Origin of the sequence: Kribbella catacumbae DSM 19601 (assembly GCF_000372465.1) — a bacterium.
Taxonomy (GTDB): Bacteria; Actinomycetota; Actinomycetes; order Propionibacteriales; family Kribbellaceae; genus Kribbella; species Kribbella catacumbae.
In genome coordinates this window covers 38,653-60,125 of sequence record NZ_AQUZ01000028.1, presented here as the reverse complement: position 1 = coordinate 60,125, position 21,473 = coordinate 38,653, and the positions used below count along the sequence as shown (strand labels likewise).

The 21,473-nt window shown below is 67.1% G+C and carries 21 protein-coding genes; 15 read left to right on the top strand and 6 right to left on the bottom strand.

Features of this window, described 5'->3' with window-relative positions; all coding sequences use genetic code 11:
* Positions 1–17: 17 nt before the first annotated feature.
* Genes A3ES_RS48520 through A3ES_RS0126420 form a run of 4 tightly spaced genes read left to right on the top strand, consistent with a single transcriptional unit; the run spans position 18 to position 3,686 of the window.
* Entirely contained in the window at positions 18–695 is a 678-nt protein-coding gene (locus A3ES_RS48520) for a biliverdin-producing heme oxygenase (RefSeq protein WP_040455652.1), read from the top strand.
* Positions 692–1,798 (top strand): heme/hemin ABC transporter substrate-binding protein, encoded by a 1,107-nt coding sequence (locus A3ES_RS0126430; RefSeq protein WP_020389860.1) that lies wholly within the window; start codon positions 692–694, stop codon positions 1,796–1,798. The genes A3ES_RS48520 and A3ES_RS0126430 overlap by 4 nt, the downstream gene beginning before the upstream one ends.
* Entirely contained in the window at positions 1,795–2,865 is a 1,071-nt protein-coding gene (locus A3ES_RS0126425) for a FecCD family ABC transporter permease (RefSeq protein WP_040455649.1), read from the top strand. Before A3ES_RS0126430 ends, A3ES_RS0126425 begins: the two co-directional genes overlap by 4 nt.
* Positions 2,862–3,686, top strand: a complete 825-nt coding sequence (locus A3ES_RS0126420; protein ID WP_020389858.1) for a heme ABC transporter ATP-binding protein — start codon at positions 2,862–2,864, stop codon at positions 3,684–3,686. Before A3ES_RS0126425 ends, A3ES_RS0126420 begins: the two co-directional genes overlap by 4 nt.
* On the opposite strand, the gene A3ES_RS0126415 is transcribed toward A3ES_RS0126420, so the two are convergent.
* Both A3ES_RS0126415 and A3ES_RS0126410 read right to left on the bottom strand, forming a co-directional pair.
* A complete protein-coding gene (locus A3ES_RS0126415; protein ID WP_020389857.1) occupies positions 3,646–4,725 on the bottom strand; it encodes a hemolysin family protein in 1,080 nt (359 codons plus the stop codon). The two genes, A3ES_RS0126420 and A3ES_RS0126415, sit on opposite strands and share 41 nt — an antisense overlap.
* Complete coding sequence (locus tag A3ES_RS0126410; protein WP_020389856.1) at positions 4,722–6,059, bottom strand: hemolysin family protein; 1,338 nt, start codon at positions 6,057–6,059, stop codon at positions 4,722–4,724. Before A3ES_RS0126410 ends, A3ES_RS0126415 begins: the two co-directional genes overlap by 4 nt.
* Positions 6,060–6,159: 100 nt before the next feature.
* On the opposite strand from A3ES_RS0126410, the gene A3ES_RS0126405 reads away from it, so the two are divergent.
* The 3 genes from A3ES_RS0126405 to A3ES_RS0126395 are packed head-to-tail and all read left to right on the top strand — an operon-like array spanning position 6,160 to position 8,375.
* A complete protein-coding gene (locus A3ES_RS0126405) occupies positions 6,160–6,837 on the top strand; it encodes a TIGR03089 family protein (RefSeq protein WP_020389855.1) in 678 nt (225 codons plus the stop codon).
* Positions 6,838–7,626 (top strand): SDR family NAD(P)-dependent oxidoreductase, encoded by a 789-nt coding sequence (locus A3ES_RS0126400; protein ID WP_020389854.1) that lies wholly within the window; start codon positions 6,838–6,840, stop codon positions 7,624–7,626.
* Positions 7,623–8,375 carry a class I SAM-dependent methyltransferase gene (locus tag A3ES_RS0126395; RefSeq protein WP_020389853.1) on the top strand — a complete coding sequence of 251 codons (753 nt, stop codon included), beginning with the start codon at positions 7,623–7,625 and terminating at the stop codon, positions 8,373–8,375. The genes A3ES_RS0126400 and A3ES_RS0126395 overlap by 4 nt, the downstream gene beginning before the upstream one ends.
* Before the next feature lie 13 nt (positions 8,376–8,388).
* Here A3ES_RS0126395 and galE read toward each other — a convergent pair whose 3' ends face one another.
* Positions 8,389–9,342 (bottom strand): UDP-glucose 4-epimerase GalE, encoded by a 954-nt coding sequence (galE, locus tag A3ES_RS0126390; RefSeq protein WP_020389852.1) that lies wholly within the window; start codon positions 9,340–9,342, stop codon positions 8,389–8,391.
* Positions 9,343–9,500: 158 nt separating this feature from the next.
* On the opposite strand from galE, the gene A3ES_RS0126385 reads away from it, so the two are divergent.
* The 5 genes from A3ES_RS0126385 (at position 9,501) to A3ES_RS0126365 (ending at position 12,981) form a co-directional block, all read left to right on the top strand.
* Positions 9,501–10,238: a phosphocholine cytidylyltransferase family protein gene (locus A3ES_RS0126385; RefSeq protein ID WP_020389851.1), complete on the top strand. Its 738-nt coding sequence runs from the start codon at positions 9,501–9,503 to the stop codon at positions 10,236–10,238.
* Positions 10,239–10,316: 78 nt separating this feature from the next.
* Entirely contained in the window at positions 10,317–11,429 is a 1,113-nt protein-coding gene (locus A3ES_RS0126380; RefSeq protein ID WP_026163210.1) for an iron-containing alcohol dehydrogenase family protein, read from the top strand.
* A gap of 14 nt (positions 11,430–11,443) precedes the next feature.
* Positions 11,444–12,154 (top strand): tyrosine-protein phosphatase, encoded by a 711-nt coding sequence (locus tag A3ES_RS0126375; RefSeq protein ID WP_020389849.1) that lies wholly within the window; start codon positions 11,444–11,446, stop codon positions 12,152–12,154.
* Between the two features lie 232 nt (positions 12,155–12,386).
* Complete coding sequence (locus A3ES_RS0126370; RefSeq protein WP_020389848.1) at positions 12,387–12,656, top strand: BrnT family toxin; 270 nt, start codon at positions 12,387–12,389, stop codon at positions 12,654–12,656.
* Between the two features lies 1 nt (position 12,657).
* Positions 12,658–12,981, top strand: a complete 324-nt coding sequence (locus A3ES_RS0126365) for a hypothetical protein (protein WP_020389847.1) — start codon at positions 12,658–12,660, stop codon at positions 12,979–12,981.
* 406 nt (positions 12,982–13,387) lie between these two features.
* Here the strand turns inward: A3ES_RS0126365 and smpB are convergent, their stop codons facing one another.
* Both smpB and A3ES_RS0126355 read right to left on the bottom strand, forming a co-directional pair.
* Positions 13,388–13,867: an SsrA-binding protein SmpB gene (smpB, locus tag A3ES_RS0126360; protein ID WP_020389846.1), complete on the bottom strand. Its 480-nt coding sequence runs from the start codon at positions 13,865–13,867 to the stop codon at positions 13,388–13,390.
* 221 nt (positions 13,868–14,088) lie between these two features.
* Positions 14,089–14,391 (bottom strand): hypothetical protein, encoded by a 303-nt coding sequence (locus tag A3ES_RS0126355; protein ID WP_020389845.1) that lies wholly within the window; start codon positions 14,389–14,391, stop codon positions 14,089–14,091.
* 258 nt (positions 14,392–14,649) lie between these two features.
* Between A3ES_RS0126355 and A3ES_RS0126350 the strand changes: the two genes are divergently transcribed.
* A complete protein-coding gene (locus A3ES_RS0126350) occupies positions 14,650–17,439 on the top strand; it encodes a helix-turn-helix transcriptional regulator (RefSeq protein ID WP_020389844.1) in 2,790 nt (929 codons plus the stop codon).
* Between the two features lie 471 nt (positions 17,440–17,910).
* On the opposite strand, the gene A3ES_RS48515 is transcribed toward A3ES_RS0126350, so the two are convergent.
* Positions 17,911–19,620 (bottom strand): metallophosphoesterase family protein, encoded by a 1,710-nt coding sequence (locus A3ES_RS48515; RefSeq protein WP_040455646.1) that lies wholly within the window; start codon positions 19,618–19,620, stop codon positions 17,911–17,913.
* Positions 19,621–19,741: 121 nt separating this feature from the next.
* On the opposite strand from A3ES_RS48515, the gene A3ES_RS0126340 reads away from it, so the two are divergent.
* Positions 19,742–20,632, top strand: coding sequence for an ABC transporter permease (locus tag A3ES_RS0126340; RefSeq protein WP_020389842.1), 891 nt, complete (start codon positions 19,742–19,744; stop codon positions 20,630–20,632).
* Positions 20,625–21,386, top strand: coding sequence for an ABC transporter ATP-binding protein (locus A3ES_RS0126335; protein ID WP_020389841.1), 762 nt, complete (start codon positions 20,625–20,627; stop codon positions 21,384–21,386). The genes A3ES_RS0126340 and A3ES_RS0126335 overlap by 8 nt, the downstream gene beginning before the upstream one ends.
* The last annotated feature ends 87 nt before the right edge of the window (positions 21,387–21,473 follow it).

Genomic DNA, 21,473 nt, shown 5'->3' with positions numbered 1-21,473 from the left:
AGGCTAACCTAACTCTCGTGACCCCACAATCGGGCCCGACGGCCACCGCTCAGCCGCCGTTCTCGCAGCGCCTCCGGGAACGGAGCCTGCGCATGCATCGCGACGCCGAAGGGAGCACGTACCTCGCCGCACTGACCGCCGGCCAGCTAGACCTGACCGCCTACGCGGCCCTGGTCAGCCAGCACGCAGTCATCTACCAAGCGCTGGAAGGCCTCACCGACGCCTTCACCGACGACCCGATCGCCGGCCAGTTCGCCTTCCCCGAGCTCGCCCGCCGCCCACACCTAGAAGCCGACCTCGCCTTCCTCGCAGCACAAGGCATCCCGGCCGCAGCACCCACCGCCGCCACCACCCGGTACGCCGAACGCCTGGCGCAGCTCGCCACCTGGCCGGGCGGCTTCGTGGCTCACCACTACGTCCGCTACCTCGGCGATCTCTCCGGCGGGCAGGCGATCGGGCGGCTCATCGCCACGGCGTACGGGCTGGTTCCGGGCGGCGATGGGGTGCGATTCTACTCGTTCGACAACGTCTCGCCCAAGCCGTTCAAGGACAACTACCGGACCCTGCTCGACAACGCGCCGTTCGACGAACGCGAGCAGGAGGAGGTGCTCGACGAGGTCCTGCTGGCCTACAAGTTCAACGTCGACGTACTGACCTCGCTCGCCGAGGAGCTACTCCCGCAGGCGGCCTCGTGACGCGACTCGCAGCTCTGCTACTGCTCACCCTCACCGCCTGCGCCGGCCCATCGGACGCAGCATCACCCGGTACTACGACAGTCGACGCCTGCCGCCCGGCGGTGAAGGGATTCGCCGTCACCGCCGACGCCGACGGCAAGCCGTTGCCCACGGCAACACCCACCGAACACCAGAAGGCCCCGCATACCATCACCGGCCCGTCGACGGCGACGCTGACCGACCACGGCATCCACCCGGTCGAGTCCACGCAAGAGCCGAAGCTCCCGGTCGAGGTCAAGTCGTGCGATGGCAAGCAGGTGCAGGTGAAGGACGTCAGCCGGATCATCCCGGTCGATCTCTACGGCACGCTGTCCGAGATCGTCTTCAGCCTCGGCCTCGGCGACAAGGTCGTCGGCCGGGACACCTCGACCGGTTTCCCCGAGGCGGCCAAGCTGCCCAAGGTCACGCCGTCCGCGCACGACCTGAACGCCGAGGCGATCCTCGCGCTCGACCCGACCGTCGTACTGACCGACAAGAGCATCGGGCCGCCCGAGGTCCTCGAACAGCTCCGCGCGTCCGGCGTCGCGGTGGTCTTCTTCGACGACGCCCGCACGATGGACGGCCTGCCGAGTCAGGTCCGCGCGGTCGCGGCAGCGCTCGGCGTACCGGAGCGAGGCGAAGAGCTGGTACGCCGTACGCAGGGTGAGATCGTCAAGGCGCTGACACTCGCCCCGCGTGGCGGGACACCACTGCGGATGACGTTCCTGTACATCCGGGGCACGGCCGGCGTCTACCTGATGAGCGGTCCTGGATCGGGTGCGGACGCGATGATCAAGTCGATCGGCGGCGTCGACACCGGAACGGACATCGGCCTGACCAAACCGTTCGTCCCGCTGACGAGCGAGGCGCTGATCCGCTCGCAGCCCGACGTCATCATCGTGATGACCGAGGGCCTCAAGTCGATCAAAGGCGTCGAGGGTCTGGTCAAACTCCCCGGCATCGCCCAAACCCCAGCCGGCCGCAACCGCCGCGTCATCGACATGTTCGACTCCGACCTCCTGGGCTTCGGCCCTCGAACCGGCCGCACAGTAGAAGCCTTGGCCAAGGCGGTCTACCTTCCTTGAGGCTCAGGAAGGCCGGTCTGGTCGGCGGTCTCGTCGTCGTGCTGCTGGTGATGGCTGTGGTTGCTGCCGGGGTTGGGCAGTTGCCTATCCCGGCCAGCGAAATCCTCGGGTCGGTGATGCATCGGCTTGATCGAGGGCTGGAAGGGCTGCTGCACGTCAGGTTGCCGCTGGACGTCGGGCCGATGCCTCGGCATCCGCAGGGGGACAATGCCTTGTGGAAGGTGCGGTTTCCGCGGGTGACGCTGGCTGTGCTGGTCGGGGCGTCGCTGGCTGCAGCGGGGGCGTTGATGCAAGGCATCTTCGGGAATCCGCTGGCTGAGCCGTCTGTGGTGGGAGTGTCGTCAGGGGCGGCGGTCGGGGCCAGTCTGGTGATCGTTACCGGTGCCACGTTCCTCGGCAACTGGACGATCGCCGCGGCTGCCTTCGTCACCGGACTGATCACCACGCTGCTCGTCCACGCGCTCTCGCGAGCCGGCGGCAAAACCGAAGTCGTCACGCTGGTACTGACCGGGATCGCGGTCAACGCCCTTACCTTCACGCTGATCTCGTTCGCCACCTTCATCGCGAACACCAGCGCCCGTGAGCAACTCGTCTTCTGGCAGCTCGGCAGCCTCAACGGCGCCACCTGGCAGGCCGTCGCCGCGGTGCTGCCGTTCACGATCGTCGGCCTGGCCGCAGCGTTCGCACTGTCTCACAAGCTCGACCTGCTCTCCCTCGGCGACCGGTCGGCCGCACACCTCGGCGTCGACGTGGAACGCCTGCGCCTGTTCGCGATCGTCGTGGTCGCGCTGCTGGTCGGGGCGAGCGTCGCCTTCTCCGGCATCATCGGTTTCGTCGGTCTGGTCGTCCCGCACCTGATCCGGATGATCGCCGGCCCCGGCCACCGGTTGTTGCTCCCGGCAAGCGCTCTGGGCGGCGCCGTCCTGGTCATCACCGCCGACCTGATCGCCCGCACCCTGATCCGCAACGCCGACCTGCCGATCGGCATGATCACCTCACTCGTCGGCGCCCCGTTCTTCTTCTGGCTCCTCCGCCGAACCAGAACCCGGCAGGGAGGATGGGGATGAGGCGCCGCCTGCCCGCCCGCCTCGACCCCGGTACGACGATCGCCGCCGTCCGCGAACTGCACATCCGCCTCGGCGGCACCAAGATCCTCGACGGTGTCACCCTCGACGTCACCGCCGGTCAAGTGCTCGCCCTGGTCGGCCCGAACGGCGCCGGAAAGTCGACCCTGCTCAGTGCCCTCTGCGGCGATCTCCCGATCGACAGCGGCCAGGCCCTTCTCTACCAGGAGCCACTGGCCCATTGGTCCGCGGTCGAGATGGCCATGCGCCGCGCCGTGATGTTGCAGCAGGCAACGATCTCGTTTCCGTTCACCGTCGCCCAGATCGTCGAGATGGGCCGAGCGCCCTGGTCCGGCACCGGCCGCGCTGACGCCGACGAACAAGCGATCCGTACTGCGATGACCCTGGCCGACGTGATCCCTTTCAGCGAAAGGGTTTTCAGCTCCCTCTCCGGTGGCGAACGAGCACGTGTCTCGCTAGCCAGAGCACTGGCCCAACAGTCCCAACTACTCCTGCTCGACGAACCAACGGCCGCACTCGACCTGCATCACCAAGAGGACGTCCTCCAGCTCGCCCGCCGCCAGGCAGCCACCGGAGATGCCGTCGTCATCGTCCTCCACGACCTCAACCTCGCCGCGGGGTACGCGGACCAAGTGGCCATCCTCTCCAACGGACAGCTAGCCGCCTGCGGCCCGCCGGCCGAAGTACTGACGGCTGAGTTGCTGAGTGACGTCTATCAGCACAAGGTCGAGGTCTGGCCGCATCCCGCTACTGGCGAGCCCGTCATCCTCCCGCAGCGCCAGGGCGCCGGGCCGCGGCGCTGATGATCGGATCTGTCTCGTCATCGAACTCCCCGATGACCTCCTCCAACAGATCCTCGAGCGCAACGACACCCAGCGGCTCGTCCCCCTCCTGTACTACGGCCAGCTGCGACCGTCGTTCCCGCATCAACCGGATCGCCGCGGCCACTGGCGTGTTCGCCGGCAGCCGGACCGGCTCGGTCATCAGGTCGGAGGCCCTGAACGTAGTGCCACCACGAGTAGTCGCGCGGGCCGCATCGCTGACGTGCACGATGCCGCACACCGCCGTAGTACCAGGCGTCACCACGGCCAATCGCGAGTGCCCCTCGCGCCGGCTGGTCAGCTCGACCTCGCGGGCAGCCGCCGACGCGGGCACGGTGGACAGCTGGGACATCGGCGTCATCACCTGAGCGACCGTGGTGTTCTGGAGTGCGAGCATCGCCGTCAGCAGGTCGTGTTCCGGAGCCTCAAGGGTGCCGTGCTCGCGGGACGACTCGATCAGCAACCGCAGCTCGTCCGGCCCGTGCGCGTTGGCGAGCTCGTCCTGCGGAGTCACCTTCAGGATGCGCAGGCAGACGTTGGCCAAGCTGTTCAACACGATCAGCAGCGGCCGCACGGCATAGGTGAAGCCGCGGAACGGCAAGGCGAGCAGCAAGGCCGAGCGCTCGGGATCGCTGATCGCCCACGACTTCGGCGCCATCTCCCCCAACAGCACGTGCAGCAAGCCGATTCCACCAACCGCGATGATCAAAGCGATCACGTGCCCGACGTCTTCCGGCAGCCCGATCAGCTCGAACAACGGATGCAGCAGATGGGCCACCGCAGGCTCCGACAACGAGCCGAGGCCGAGCGTGCAAAGGGTGATCCCGAGCTGTGCGCCGGCCAGCATCAGCGACAGCTCGCTGACGTCGGCGATCGCGGCGCGCGCCGACCTGCTTCCCGCCGCGGCCGCCTGTTCGAGCCGGTGCCGCTTGGACGCGACCAGCGCGAATTCCGCCGCAACAAAGAAGCCATTGACGATGAGCAACAGCAATGAGATGAGCAGCGCGACCGTAGTACTCACGAGAGGCGCTCCAGGACGACGATGCCGGGCACATGCCGCAGTACGGTCTGGACCCGGAGGTGGACTAGCTCGACAGGGACCGCGCGGCCGTCATGGTCGAACCGCCGCGGCAGCTCCACCACCAGCTCGTCGTGGACGACGGGGACCCGGCCGAGCCGGGCCATGATGAGGCCGGAAACGGTGTCGTAGTCCTCGTCCTCCGGCAGCTGGATCGCCGTCGCCTCGGCCACCTGGTCGATCCGCCAGCGGGCCGGCAACGTCCACGAGCCGTCCGGATTCTCGATCAGCTCGGCCTCGGGCAGGTCGTCCTCGTCTCGGATCTCGCCGACCAGCTCCTCGGCGATGTCCTCCAGCGTCAGCACCCCCGCGAACCCGCCGAACTCGTCGACGACGATGGCCAGCTGGCGATGCGCAGTACGGAGCTGTTGCAGTACTGCGGGCAGCGGCAACGTGAACGGTACGACGACCGGCGGCGACGCGAGCGAACCGGCGTTGACGCCGGCCCGGTCGGCGGGCTCCAGCTCGACCACATCGCCGATCGCGATCACGCCGACCACCTCGTCGACCGAGTCGCCGATCACCGGGAACCGGCTGTGCCCGGTGTCGAGCAACTCCACCACCCGGGTCAGCGGGGCGTCGCGATGCACAGTGATCACGTCCACCCGCGGCGTCATCACCTCATCGGCGTTCCGGTGCCGGAAGTCCAGCCCGCGATCCAGCAGCCGCATCGTGTCCTGGTCCAGCAGGCCCCGCTCGTACGACGTAGCGATGATCCGGTCCAGGTCCTGCGCGGTGGCACCCTGCGGGAGCTCCTCGACCGGATCGATGCCGACCCGGCGCAGGATCCGGTTCGAGGTGGCGTCGAAGACGTGGATCAGCGGACCGGCGACGGCCAGGTAGATCAGGGTCGAGCGGGACAGCCGCAACGCGATCGCCTCGGCCCGCGCGATCGCCAGGTTCTTCGGTGCCAGCTCGCCGAACACCATTTGGATGATCGTTGCCAACAGCAACGCTAGGACAACCGAGATCGACAGGCTGACGCCCGTCGGCAGGCCGGCCGCGCCGAGCAGGCCCTCGAGACCCTTGCCCAGGTAGGGCTGTGCGACGTAGCCGGCCAGCAGTGCGGTGACCGTGATGCCGACCTGCGCGCCGGACAGTACGAAGGACAACCGCGACGTGACCTTCAGCGCCCGGGCAGCGGCGGCGTCACCACCGTCGGCCAAACCCTGCAGCCGGTTGCGGTCCACCGCGACGTAGGAGAACTCCTGCGCCACGAAGTAGCCGGTGGCAACGGTCAACGCCAGGATCAGCACCAGGCCGATCACGATCAACATGCAGTGACCTTACGAGAACTCCAGGTAGCGCAGGTCCGCGGGGTCGATGCGGCTCAGGCCCCCGGCACGGATACTTCGGGGGCAAACGTAGGGTTGAGGAGTGACTCTTCCTGAGCTGTTCGGCGCTGCGGTACGGCGGGATGGCGCCAACCCGTTCCTTACCTACTACGACGACGTCACCGGCGAGCGGATCGAGCTCAGCGCGGTCACCACCGCGAACTGGGTGGCCAAGACCGCCAACCTGCTGGTCGACGAGTACGATCTGGAAGCCGGCGAGACCGTCGCGCTCGGGTTGCCACCGCACTGGCTGGGCGTCGTCTGGGCACTATCGACCTGGTCGGCCGGCGCGAGCGTCACAACCGGCGAGGGCACGCTCGCCATCACCGGCCCCGACTTCCGCATCCGCGGCTCGCGGGAGACGATCGCGTCCGCGCTGCTCCCCCTCGGCGGGCGGTTCCGGGAACCGGTGCCCGAAGGCATCCACGACTACGGCGCCGAGGTGTACAACCATCCCGACCTGTTCGTCCCGTTCGACCCTCCGGAGCCCACCAGCCCGGCGTACGACGAGAAGTCGCATGCCGACCTGATCGAGGCCGCCGAGCCGATCGCCGATCGCGTGCTCACCACGACCGACCTCGTCTCGCCGGCCGGGATCGGCACGCTGATCGGGGTGATCGCGGGCGGCGGTTCGATCGTGCTGTGCCGCAATCTCGACGCCGCGAAACTCAACCGGCGGATCTCGGACGAGAAGGTCGATCGAGTACTGGAGGAGCAGTAAATGCTGCGGTTTGAGGGCAAGGTCGCGCTGGTCACTGCGGGGGCGCAAGGAATCGGCGCGGCGGTGGCCCGGCGGATCGCCGCTGAGGGCGGCTCGGTGGTGGTCACCGACCTGCAGGAGGACAAGATCGGTGAGCTCGCCGAGCAGCTCGGGAACGCGCTGGCGGTCAGGATGGACGTCACCTCCCGCGAGGACGTCGATGCCGCGGTCGCGGCGGCGGTCGAGCGGTTCGGCCGGCTGGACGTGCTCGTCAACAACGCGGGCGGCTGCATCGTCACCTCGGTCCCCGAGGACACCACGGACGAGGACTGGCACCGCCAGCTCGACCTCACCCTGGTCGGCGCCGCGCGCTGCATCCAGGCGTCGCTGCCACACCTGGTGAAGACCCAGGGCAACGTGGTCACGATCAGCTCGGTCAACGGGATCGCTGCCTTCGGCAACATCGAGTACGCCGCGGCGAAAGCCGGCCAGATCGCCCTGACCCAGAACTTCGCCGCCCGCTACGGCAACCTCGGCGTCCGCTTCAACGTCGTTGCCCCCGGCACCATCCGTACGCCGAACTGGGACTCCCAACCGGACATCCTCGAGCGGTTCGAGAAGATGTACCCGCTCGGCCGGGTCGGCGAACCCGAGGACATCGCCGCCGCGGTCGCCTTCCTGGCCTCCGCCGACGCCGCCTGGATCACCGGCCACACCCTCCCGGTCGAAGGCGGAGTCCTCACCGGCCCCGGCCAGCTAGACCTGTCCACCACCGGCCACTTCCGCAAGGACTACCCCAGCGCACCATGAGCGAGGTTGCGGACAACTACGACGAGCTATCGCTGTGGTCGGCGCCGTTCGGCCAGTTGATTCTGGAGCGAGTTCCACTGCGACGAGGTCAGACGATCGTCGACATCGGCGCCGGGACGGGGTTCCTGACCATCGAGCTGGCCCAGCGCAGCGCGGCGGCCCGGGTGATCGCTGTCGACCCGTGGGCCGAAGCGATGGAGGTACTGCGCCGCAAGGTCGCCTACCTGGGCCTCACCAACGTCGAACTGCTCGTCTCGGACGCGGCCGTGCTCGACCTTCCGAGCGGCTCGGTGGACGTCGTCGTCTCCAATCTCGGCATCAACAACTTCGACAACGCGGAGACAGTCCTCACCGAGTGCCATCGCGTACTACGGCCAGGTGGCCGGCTGTTGCTGAGCACTAACCTGGTCGGCCATATGTCCGAGTTCTACGACGTACTGCGCGAAGTACTCGACGACCACGAGCAACTGGATGCCCACGTCAGCCATCGGGCCACTCGCGACGGGACACTCGCCCTGCTGACCGGCGCTGGATTCTCGGCGTCGGTCAGCGGGACGGGTTCCTTCACGATGCGCTTCGCCGATGGCACCGCGCTCTTCGACCACTACTTCATCAAGCTCGGCTTCCTCGACGGCTGGCGAACCATCGCGACCGCCGAAGAACTCACTGCGGTAGAAGAGGAATTCAACCGCCACGGCGAGATCTCACTGACCATCCCGATGGCTTGCTTTGAAGGAGTCAGGGGTTGACCGCACTGACAGGTCAGGGCTTTGGCCAGGCTTCCCAGGCGGTGGCGAACATCTGGTCGACGGTGTAGCTGTTCTTCCACTCGAGGTCGCGGGCGGCCAGTTCGCCGGACGCGACGACGCGGGACGGGTCGCCTGGGCGGCGAGGACCTTCGGTGGGGGTGAAGTCGATGCCGGTGACGCGGCGGGCGGCGTCCATGATCTCGCGGACCGACGTACCGGCACCGCTGCCGAGGTTGTAGACGGGCTCGAGCGTCTTGCCCTCATTGAGAGTCCGGGCGGCGGAGACATGCGCCCGGGCGAGGTCGGCGACGTGCACGTAGTCCTTGACCGAGGTGCCGTCCGGGGTCGGGTGGTCGGTGCCGTAGATCTGCGGGACCTTGCCCTGGGTCAGCAGGTTGCAGACGATCGGGAACAGGTTGTACGGGCTCGCGTCGTACACCGACGGGTCGCCGGAGCCAACCACATTGAAGTAGCGCAAGGAGGTGTGGTTCAGGTTCTGCGCCTTGGCCTGGTCTTTCAGCAGCCACTCGCCGATCAGCTTCGATTCGCCGTACGGGCTCTGCGGATCCGGGGCGGTCTCCTCGGTCACCACCTCGTCCTTCGGCGTACCGTAGACGCCCGCGCTGGACGAGAAGACGATGTTGCCCACGCCCTGCTCGGCCATCGCCTCCAGCAGCGTGACCATGGCGGTGACGTTCTGCGTGTAGGTGTGCAGCGGGCGCTCGACCGAGACGCCGGCGTACTTGAAACCGCCCAGGTGCACGACCCCGGTCGCCCCTTCGAGGGCGCGGCGGGTCGCGTCGCCGTCCAGCAGGTTCGCCTGCGTGAACAGCACCCCCTCGACGAGGAACTCGGCCTTGCCGCTGGACAGGTCGTCGATCACCGCCACGTCGATGCCGTCCGCACGGAAAGCCCGCACCACGTGCGCCCCGATGTACCCAGCTCCGCCGGTCACCAGCCATGTCATGTCCAGATGCTCCCATCAGCCGTGGTCCTCAGTCTCATCTAACCACACAAACGATCAGATTTAAACATAATCACTCATGGTCTTGGCTCGCGATTCCTGCCCATGTGTCCTGAGTCGGATGTGCAGGCACATCCGACTCAGGACACTAGGATGCGCGCATGATCGGACTCGTCCTTGCCGCCGGTACCGGCCGCCGCCTGCGCCCGTACACGGACACGCTGCCCAAGGCACTCGTCCCGATCGATCCGGAGACGACGGTGCTCGATCTGACGCTGGCCAACTACGCCGAGGTCGGCATCACGGACGTCGCGATCGTGGTCGGGTACGCCGCCGCGGCGATCGAGTCTCGGGTGGCGGGTTTCGAGGAGCGGTACGGCGTACGGATCGAACTAGTGCACAACGACAAGGCCGAGACGTGGAACAACGCGTACTCGCTGTGGTGTGCCCGTGACCTGCTGCACCAGGGCGCGATGCTGGCCAACGGCGACACCGTGCACCCGGCCTCGGTCCAGCGCGCGCTGCTCGAGGCCCGCGGTGACGACCGGTCCATCATCCTCGCGCTGGACACGGAGAAGTCACTCGCCGACGAGGAGATGAAGGTGATCTGGTCTTCTGCGCGAGGCGTTGAGCGGATCACCAAACTGATGGACCCGGCGACCGCGACGGGTGAGTACATCGGCGTCACGCTGCTCGAGCCATCGGCGGCTCCTTTGCTCGCGGATGCGCTTCAGCGGACCTGGGAACGCGATCCCAACCTGTACTACGAGGACGGCTACCAACTCCTCGTCGACGAGGGCATCCGGATCGACGTCGCCGGCATCGGCAAGGTCGACTGGGTCGAGATCGACAACCACGCCGACCTCGCCCGGGCCCGCGAGATCGTCTGCCCGCGCTAGTGCATCGCGCCTACGGAACTGCTGACAGCGCACTAGTGTCCTGCGTTCGACGTTGGTTGACTGAAGGACACTGACGGTATGCCCCTGCTAGCGCGGATGATCCCGGCTCCGCTGGTCGTCGACGTACGGCGGGGAGCACTCGCGGAGCTCGGCGCGATCCTGGCCGACCAGCGGATCTCGACGTCAGGACGAGTCGCGATCGCCGTCGGTTCGACGTACGGGCCGATCGTGCAGGCGACCTTCCGGGACGGGCTGGCCGGGGCCGACTGGTTCACCGTCGACGGCGGCACGATCAACACCGCGATCAAACTCGTCGAGCAGATCCGCCCGCAGCGCTACGACGCCATCGTCGGGATCGGCGGCGGCACCGTGCTGGACGTGACCAAGTTCGCCGCCGCGCGCCTCGGCCTGCCGATGGTTGCCGTCGCCACCAATCTCGCGCACGACGGGATCGCCTCGCCGATCAGCACCCTGGACAACGACGCCGGCCGCGGCTCGTACGGCGTACCGGCGCCGCTGGCCGTCCTCGTCGACCTGGACCTGATCGCCCAGGCACCACCGCGCTCGATCCGCTCCGGCATCGGCGAAATCATCTCGAACCTGTCCGCGATCGCCGACTGGGAAACCGCGCACGCCTTGCGTGGTGAGGAAATCGACGGCCTCGCTGTGTCGTTGGCGCGGACCGCGGCGCACGCGGTGATGAACCATCCGGGCTCGATCGCCGACGACGCGTTCTTGGCTTGCCTGGCCGAGGGGCTCGTATTGTCCGGCATCTCGATGGTCGTCGCGGGCACCTCGCGGCCGTCGTCGGGCGCTTGCCACGAGATCTCCCATGCCATCGACCTGCTGCATCCTTCGCGACGCGCTTTTCACGGCGAACAGGTGGGGGTGGGCGCGGCCTTTTCTTGGTTCTTGCGTGGGGATCTCGGGATGTTCGAGGCTACGGTCGACTGCCTGCATCGGCACGGGTTGCCGGTACTCGCAGCTGATCTCGGCTTCACGCTGGAGGAGTTCGAGGCGATCATCGACTACGCACCGCAGACCCGGCCGGGCCGCTTCACCGTGCTCGAAGAATCAGCGTTGACTCCGGCCCGGATCGCAGCGAAGGTAAGCGCGTTCAACGACCACGCCTACGCCCGAATCACCGCACCGCGCATCACGCCCGAAGGCGTCAATCTGGAAGACCAATAGGTCTAGGAGGCTTGGTGAGCGTTGATCGTCATCTCGACTGGCCGGACTGCCGCAACGCCCGGGATCTTGGTGGTCTCCCGACGGCCGACGGCGGAGTGATCCGGACCGCGGCTCTGATCCGCTCGGACTGCCTTCAGTTCCTATCGCCGGAGGGCGTCGAGACAGTACGGCGTACCGGCGTGAGCCGCATCATCGACCTGCGCTCTCACGGCGAGGTCTCCACCTTCCCCACGCCCTTCACCGCTGACCCGATCGCCCTGCACATCTCCGTCGAAGACCCGTCCGACCCACAGGACCACACCACCATCGTCGGCGCCTGCATCACGATGCTCGACCTCCACCCAGACCGCATCGCAGCCGCCCTCCGCGCCATCGCCGAAGCCCCCGAAGGCCCAGTCATCGTCCACTGCTTCGGCGGCAAAGACCGCACCGGCGTCGTCGTCGCCCTAGCCCTGACAGTGGCCGGCGTACCGGAGTACGAGATCGTCGCCGACTACGCCCTGACCCAAGCCCGCCTAGCACCCCTCCTAGCCGACCAACTCGCCGCCGAACCCGACGAGTCGCTCCACCCCGAAATGATCGAGTACCGCGACACCCGAGCCTCCTCCCTCACCGAAATCCTCCGCCACTTGGACACGAAGTACGGCGGCCCTCTGCCCTACCTCCAGCGGGCCGGCCTAACCCCCACGGACCTCAACGCCCTACGCACCCGCCTCACCACCTGAAGACCCCACGCAGCCTCCGCTGCGATCGCTCCTGCGTCGCACTCTCGTTACCGCTCTCACCCACACCGAACGCGGGCTCCTACGTTGCCCGCTTGGGTGACAGGACCCGCCTCGCACCTAGCCCATCGCCGGTCCTGAAGCTATCGACCAGGCTGGACCGGTCGGTCACGCCGACCACGGCGCCCCGCCGCCCGCCCTTGGCAACGCAATGCAAACGCATTACATTTGATCTGTGTTCTTGGAAGTCAAAGACAGCGAGTGGTCCGAAGAGCACATCGCCAGGCACGACGTCACGATGGCCGAGGTTCGCGAAGCCATCCTCGAGCGGCCGTACTACCAGGTGCAGGGAAGAGGCAGCTCACTGCTCTGTTATGGCCAGACATACGCGGGACGGCACCTGCTTGTCGTCGCTGTCGAGGATGCTCCAGGAACAGCTTTCATAGTCACCGCCCGGGACATGACACGAGCCGAGAAGAAGTCCTTCCAGAGGGAGGCACGCTGAGATGAAGAAGAAGAGCGAGAGGTTGCCGCGGTCGAAGACCGAACTAGAGGCGTTGGCCGAGCACTACGGCACGCACGACACCGGTTCGGAGATGGCCGGTGGCGAATGGGTCGAACCGCCGATGGTCACTACCTCACTACGGCTACCCAAGCCATTGGTGGACGCCCTCAAGGCAGAGGCCGGCCAGCAGCACATCCGTCACACCGCACTAATGCGTAGAGTCCTGGCCGCCCACGTCGCCGGGGAGGCGGTCGAGCAGACCGAGATCCTCGACCGGCTGGACCGGATCGAGCGACTGCTGAACGAAGAGCGCCAAGCCGGTTGATAATTCGCTACAGCCCCAGGATTCGGACCTGCGACGCACGGTTCAGGAAACCGAGCGCTGCCGTAGACACCTGCTTCCCTGAGCGCGCTCCAGGCGTCAGCGACACATCAGCAGACTCCCCGCATTGTGCTCTGTGAGCCTGCGAGATCACTTGTGTGTTCCCACGGCTGTTCCCACACGCATCTACGAACGCGAGTTGGGGTCGTGATCCGCTCGGTGTTCTAGAAGCGGACCTAGATGTCCGTCTTCTGACATCGCGGGGTCGAAGGGATGTGCTTGCGGGCGGCGTTGTTGGGAGTGCCCTGGACTGTGGTAATCGTGCCATTCTTGCCGAGCTGTCCCAGGGCGCCGGTCACCAGGACCGGCTTGCTTCCGTCGTAAATGGGCAGCCCTACGCACCGCTGAATCAGTCCGGGCGACCCTTCCGCCGGCGGCTGACTGCACGCTCGACCTCCCGGGTCGCCTCCCGCTCGGCGAGCGCGTGCCGCTTGTCCCAGGTCTTCTTGCCGCGGGCCAGGGCGATCTCCACCTTCGCGCGACCGTCCTTGAAATAGAGGGTCAACGGGACGATCGTCAGGCCGCCCTCGTTGACCTTGCGCTCGATCTTGTCGATCTGGGCACGATGCAGCAGCAGCTTCCGCTTGCGACGCGAGCCATCGTTGAACCAGCGCGCCTGGGGGTACTGCGGGATGTGCACGCCGTGCAGCCAGATCTCCCGGTCCTCGACAATGGCAAAGCCGCCGACCAGCGACGCCCGCCCGGCACGGAGCGCCTTCACCGCCACACCCTGCAGCACGATCCCTGCCTCCCAGGACTCGCCCAGCTGGTAGTCATGGGCAGCCTTACGGTTGCGCGCGACCACGGGGTTGGTCTCGGGTTTCTTCACACGCTGATTCTGCCCGAAAGCCCGACAGCCCGATCTGCGAGCCAACTGAGGCCGAGCAGGCTGCCCTGGCCGAGCAACTGCGAGAAGCTGTCGAGTGCCGTGCGGGCATCTACCGTCACACCACGCCGTGTGGTCAGGAACGAAACGCTTTGAGGCAGCCGGTGGTCGGCGAGGCGATCCGACCACCGGCGTCACGGTCAAGGCTGGTGTGGGCTCCACTCTCAGCGCGCGGTCAGAGTCTTCACACTGGTCGAGTTACTGAGTGGCTTGTGGCGGCGCAGTCGAGCAGCTGCGGCGAACCCGGCTCCGGTCAGGGCGATCCCGCCGAGTGTTCCGGCGCCGAGCTGCACCAGGTCCAGATTGCCGTCGCTGTCTACTGGAGGGGGCACTGGTTCTGGCTGGGCGTTCCCACCGGGTTCGGGTTTGTTGATGGCGCTGGCGGGCGCGCTGATGGTCAGCGGGAGGCCGGCGATGCCGATAGTTGCGGCGATGGCGGCGATTCTGGTGATGGTCTTGGTGACCATTGGAATCCACTCCTTCGTTGGTTGGACATGCCAATGACTGTCCGGGATAAGGAGTGCCGTCGACATCGGGTACTCGCGCTCAGATTGGCCGCCGTTCGCCTTACATCGCGGCTACTTGGATCAGGCGTGCCTTAGTTGCGGTTAGGTGTGCCAAGCCGGGCCAGCACGGCCACCTCGCGACTGGGGGATACGCCGCGGTGAGATGGCGGGGTAGGCACTCTCTGGCCGTACTCCGATCGGGGGCGCATGATCGGGGATATGGCCGGCTTGGTGGTCGGACGCGGGGTCGAGGCTGCGGTACTGCGAGGATTGATCGCGGATCTGCCGGAGCGGTCCGCAGCCGTCGTGGTTCGGGGTGAGGCGGGCATCGGCAAGACGCTGCTCGTCCGGTCGGTTCTCGACGAGCATTCCGGTAGCGGAGTACGGATCCTTCGCGGCGCCTGTGCGCCGATGTCCGGTGCGGCTGCCTACAGCGGCCTCGGCTCCACGGTGACGGCTGCGCTGAGCCAATCCACAGCATCCGGCCAGTTCCCGTCAGCTGCGGCGGCCCGAGCATGGTCAATGCAGACCCTCGCCGACGTGCTCGACAGCGACGCGGCGCAGGGCACGATCCTGCTGGTCGAGGACGTTCACTGGGCCGACTGGTCCACGCTGGATTTTCTCGCTCATGAGACGCGCAGCCTGCCCGAGCGAGGGTTGCTCGTGCTGCTGACCTGGCGCGACGAGACTGCCGATCACGAATACCTGACCTGGCTCGGGGAATTGCTTCGCACCCCGGCCGTCGTCGATCTGCCGTTGCGTCGGCTGACCGAGCAGGAGACGTCGCACCAATTGCTTGATCTCCAGTTGGACTGTACGGCGGAGACGGTCGCTGCCGTCTATCGGCGCAGCGCAGGCAACCCGTATCTGAATGTCGAACTGGTTCGCGGTGACCTGACGGTGCCGGCTTCGTTGCGCCAACTCCTGCTCGCGCGCCTGCAGGCACTCTCGCCGACGGCCCGCGTAGTCGTCGCGGCCACCGGCACGTTGGCTCGCACTCTCGATGACGATGACCTGCTGGCGGCGGCAGACCGTGCCGCCGACGCCGTACGAGAGGCCTGTGACTCCGGTCTGGTGATCCGGGACCCGGCGGTCGGCTGCTCTGCGCGGCACCCGGTGATCGCCGAGGTCGCTTACGACCAGTTGCTGTCTTCGGAACGCCGCGACCTGCATGCGCGACTCGCGAAACATTTGGCGGGCTGCGTTGCCAACGCTAGCAACGCAGCGCAGCTCGCAGAGGTCGCTGAGCAGTATCGCCGCGCGAGCGACCGGGATGCGGCCTTCCGTTGGGCTCTCCTGGCCGCCCGTGCCGCCGAGAAGGAATGCGCGTTTGCGGAGGCAGGCCACTGGTTCTCTGTTGCATCGTCGCTGTGGCGGCCGTCTGACCTGGCAGATGACCGGGTGCCGCAGCGCCTCATGCTCGCCGAGCGGGCGGCCTCGCTGCTGGGCGGCGCCGGCCGGCATGCCGAGGCTCTCGCCTTGCTCGAGGCGGCGGTGGATGAATCCGACGCCGAGGTGGGCACGCTTGAGGCCTTGCTGATGCGGGGCAGGCTGCGCGCACTGGTCGATGACATCACCGGCGCGATGGCGGACGTTGAACGAGCACGGCGTCTGGTGCCGGCCGGTGACGACCGAGCGCTCGGCCAGGTCTGCATCTCGCACGCAGTGATGATGAGGCCCTACGGCCGCTCGGCGGAGATTGCCGAGGCAGCTCAGGCGGCGCTGCAGCACGCGACCCGAGCTGGCGACACCCGGATGATCGGCCAGGCTCGGGCGGAGCTGGGAGCGGTCGCCGCAAACGAGGGCCGGATCGACAAGGCGCTGGAAGAGACGCTGGCTGCGCTCAAGATCGCTCGCGACCTCGCTGAACCTGAGGACTTGGCCATGGCGGCAATGACGCTGACCTATGTGCACGGGTTGCGCGGCGACACCGACCAGGTGGTGGCCGTCGCGAACACAACCCAGTCCGAGCTCCGGCGCCTGATGGTCAACGAGCACTGGCTCGAGGGCCTCATCGAGTCCAACGCCGTCTACAACCTCTACGCGGCCGGCCGATGGGATGAGGCTTTGAGCCGCGAGGACAGAGGCCGGCCACCGTCCGGACCGGCATTCAAGGACACCGAGCTCGCGCTGATCCACATGGCACGCGGGAATTTACAGACCGCCGTCGAGCTGCAGCGAGGACAGGAGCTGTTCGCGGTTGACGACCAGCCCCAGGACAAGCGCGGCTACGCAGAGATCGAGGGCCAGCTGCGCCTACTCCAGCAACGCCCGCATGAGGCCCTGGCCCTTGCACTCGACGCCGCCGAACTGAGCCACGACACCGAAGACGAACTGGTGTGCGGCGGGCTGCTACGTATCGGTCTCGAAGCAGCGGTCGCGTCGCACTCACCCGACGGCTTCGATCGACTCGTGACGCTCCTCCGGCGCGCCGTATTCGGGGTCGAGGCCGCAGCGCTGGCTGCGATTGTCGACGGTGAACGATCCCGGATCCGCGGCACGCCCGACCCGACCCCGTGGCTCACCGCCGCACAGGAATGGGCGTCACTCGGCCGGCCGTACTGGGAGGCGCAAGCCCGACTGAGGGCAGCCGAAGCGCTGGTGGCCCATCGCGGGCAACCTGGCGCCCGCGGCCGGGCGACCGGCGAGCTGGAAGCGGCGCGACGGATCGCCGAGCGGCTCGGCGCGGCACCGCTGCTCGGCCAGATTCAGGGGCTGGCGAAAATCGCCCGAATCCATCTCGACGACTCCGTGACCGAGCACCACGAGCAAGGCACGGCCACCACAGACCTACACCCACCGTTGACCGAGCGTGAGCGTCAGGTTCTTGCCCTGGTCGCGGACGGGCGGACAAATCGCGAGATCGGCGCGATGCTCTACATGAGCCCCAAGACTGCCAGCGTGCACGTCACGCACATCTTCGAGAAGCTCGGCGTACGGACCCGCGTCCAGGCCGCCGCCGAAGCGATCCGGCTCGGCCTCGCGGGCAACCCCGCACCACCCACCTGATCACCGACCGGTCAACGCCCGGGCCGTGCACAGAGTCGCGCCCGGTGTGGCTTGGCCATGCGATGGCGGTGTGTTCGCGCCTTGGGCACCCGTCGGGCACCAATACACCGGACCTATGCCTGACCGGTGCTCAAGGTGGCATACCGCTGCTGACGGAGAGCACCGTGCAGGCTGATGCTGTCTACCCATACGCTTCTCGGCACGCGTCTTGGGCTCCGCAACGCTGTAGAGGACGCGACGGAGAGCCGCGCCTGCACTCGGGTGGCGGCGGAGCATTCCGCGCAGCACGCACGTCAACGCAGGAGCACACGCCGCGCAGCACGGCGCGACGCAGGAGCCGCGTGGACAAAGGCGACGGAGGAGCAGAAACCAGGGTGGGTGGGAGCTAGCGAACGAGGGTGCGACGCAGGAGCGACCGTCGGAGAAGGCGCGGGGAGTACCAATGGAGCAGGCGTGGGGAGTACTCGCTCGCTAGAGGACCGCGGCAGTCTCGGCGGATTTGACGCGGCGGGGTACTTCGATTGGTGGTTCGATCAGGGCGACCCGTAGTGAGCCCTTGGCTGGGATCAGCCAAGGGGTTTGCGGGTCTGCTGTGGGTGCGGCCTTCCAGGAATGGCAGACCTTGGGGACCTTGATTGGGTAGATCGTCAGTTCGCCGGTCGGGCTGATATGCATGCGGAGGAAGCCCTTGTAGTCCTCGATGCTCTGGCCGGCGAACAGCTCGTTCATGTTGAAGCCGAACTTACCCGCGATCAGCAGGTACGCCGCTACGAGCTCCGCGTCGACGAAGCCGACCACGATCGGTGTCACCACGAGTGCCGCTACCACCGTGACCCAATCGGCCGCGTCCTGCTCGAGCCGGAACAGTACGGCGGCCCAAGCCACCGCAAGTATCAAGTGCACAAGGGAATGCAGAAACCCAGCAACCCCGGCGGCAAACGAACTTCGCACCAACCCAAACCGGGCAAACAGCACCCCGGCAACCACAGTGCCGACAACACCAAACGCAGCAGGTGTCCACGCAGCGAGCACACCAAAGATCCCATGAGGCTCAGCAGCCAACCCAAACTGGATCAGCAACGCAAGCACCGTCTGCAAGACAGCAGTCAGCCCCCAGAAACCCGGATTGCGCACCGGCAGCCGGTAGATGCCCTTGGACAGCCGCTTCGACACCTTGGCTTCGGGGTACGTCTGCACCTGCTCGTACGTCGTGACCTCGTTGACGTCGGCGACGCGGGACACCTTCGGAGGCAGGGTGATTTCCTTCGGTAGCAGGTGGGTCGCGCTGACGTAGGCGCCGCCACCACCGCTGGTGATCCGCTGACCGCTGCCGTCGCGTTCGGCGTACCGGGCGTAGTGGTGCTTGTCGCCCGACAGCATCACTCGCGTGACCCCACCCGCCGGCCGGATGATCGCGCGGTCGAAGAAGCGGATCGTGTCGTACTCGTGCGTGTCGCCACCCGAGCCGGCGTCCATCCACGCGGGTGTCGGCGTACAGAGGATGACCGCGTCGCCGTCCTCCATCCCGGCGAGCGCAGTACGGAAGTACTCGAGTTGCGGGGCGTCGATGTAGCCGCTGAATTGGGTGTCGATGGCAACGAGCCACCACCGCTGCGGCAGGTTGATCGCGAAGTAGCTGCGGCCCTGCTCGGTCTCCCAGCCGCCGACCTTCCGCTGCTGGGCGAAGACGCGCAGGAACGCCGTCAGGCCGTCGTACCAGTCGTGGTTGCCCGGCAGCGCGAACAGAGTCGGTGGATCCGCGGGCTCCGGCAGCGCGGCGCGGTACGGGCCTTTCGTGCGATCCTCGTACGCCGTCGACGAGGCGGCCGGGTAGACCTGATCGCCGCCCATCACGAGCAGCTCGGCTCGCGGGAGGCGCAAACCCTCGACGGGCTGGAGTTCTGGGGCGGCGAGCAGGGAGGCGACCGTGTACGTCGCGTCGAACCCGTCACCCAGGTCGGCGACGAAGTCGAACCACAACTCGTCGGTGCCGTGCTGATAGCCGTCCGCGGGCAACGAGCTCTGCAGTTCCCGCTTGTCGGCGTACGCACCGAAAATGCCTGACAGGACAGCTTTTACGCCGATACTGGCGAGCACTGACGGCAGCAGCCAGCGCACTGGTCCTCGAATGCGGAATCCGAGCTCTTCCTCGGACAGATCAGAAGGGCGGCTCTGTTTCACCCCGACACGCTACGACCCTTCGGGGCTCATCGCGACCGGACCCGTGGCGTCGACAGTCCGTACACCGATGTCCGTGGCGCCGATGTGAAGGCGCCGGGCCGGGGCCGCTAGATTGGCCCGCATGTCTAACGCGGCCGGGCCGGCCGAGACCGTCGACCTGGCGGCACTGGCAGAGCGGCATGGCCTGTCCAGGAGTTCCGCGCGGCCGCCGCTCGGCGGTTACCTGCGAGAGCTGTGGGGACGCCGGCAGTTCATCCTCAGCTATGCCCGCGCCCGCACCTACGCCATGTACGCCGGTGCGCGGCTTGGCTCGGTCTGGCAGGTGCTGACCCCGCTGATGAACGCGGGCGTGTACTACCTGGCGTTCGGCGTTCTGCTGGGCACGAAGAACGGCATCCACAACTACGCCGCCTTCCTGATCTGCGGCATGTTCGTCTTCACCTACACGCAGCGCTCGATGACCGAGGGGTCGCGCGCACTCGCCCTGAACCTGTCGCTGATCCGCACGCTGCACTTCCCGCGCGCGACACTGCCACTGGCCTATGTGGTGAACGAGCTGAACCAAATGGCCGTCTCGATGGGCATCCTCTTCGTCCTCGTCGGCGTGACGGACGGATTCGCCTGGCGCTGGCTGCTCGTCGTACCGGCGCTGGTTCTGCAGACGATGTTCAACCTCGGGATGACCTTGATCTTCGCCCGGATCGGCACCTTCGTGTCCGACATCAGCCAGTTGCTGCCGTTCGTGACCCGGACCTGGTTGTACGCCTCGGGCATCTTCTTCTCCATCCCCGACAAGCTCGCCGACCTGGACGCGCCGGGCTGGGTGATCCACCTGCTGTCGCTCAACCCGATCTCGGCGTACATCGACCTCGTACGGCGCGCGCTGCTCGACGACCACTCGCGTCATGCCTTGCCGAATGCGTGGCCGATCGCGGCGGGGTGGGCGGTCGTAGTACTGGCTGGCGGGTTCGTCTTCTTCTGGCGGGCGGAAGATCGGTACGGCCGTGGCTGAGCCCGTGCCGACCGTCATCGCGGACGACGTCAACATCATCTACAAGGTGATCGCCGGACAGGGCGGCAAAGGTACTGCGGCGACCGCGTTCCGGCGGATCCTGAAGCGTCAGGACCGGCCGACGATCCGCGAGGTGCACGCGGTCAAGAACGTCACCTTCACGGCGTACAAGGGCGACGCGATCGGCGTGATCGGGCGGAACGGATCGGGCAAGTCGACGCTGCTGCGCGCGATCGCGGGGTTGCTGCCGCCGGCGTCGGGCGCGATCTACACCGGCGGGCAGCCGTCGCTGCTCGGGGTGAACGCGGCGATGATGAACGACCTCACCGGGGACCGGAACGTCGTCCTCGGCTGCCTGGCGATGGGGATGTCCTCGGCCGAGATCGCGTCGCGGTACGACGAGATCGTGGAGTTCTCCGGCATCGGCGACTTCATCGACCTGCCGATGTCGACGTACTCGTCGGGCATGGCGGCGCGGCTGAAGTTCGCCATCGCATCGGCCAAGACCCACGACATCCTCCTGGTCGACGAGGCCCTGGCAACCGGCGACGCCGAGTTCCGCGTCCGGTCCGAACAGAAGATCAAAGACCTCCGCGCCGAAGCCGGCACAGTCTTCCTGGTCAGCCACAGCCTCGACGTAGTACTGGACACCTGCAACCGAGCCATCTGGCTGGACAAAGGCGTACTGCGAATGGACGGCGACGCCCGAGAGGTTGTCCAGGCCTACACCCACGAAACAACAGCCAACAGATAACAAGCCGCCCGGACGCTTAGGCTCCTGCGTCGCCCATGCTCACCCACCCATGTTTCCGCTCCTGCCTCGCGGCAAGGCGGTGGTGGC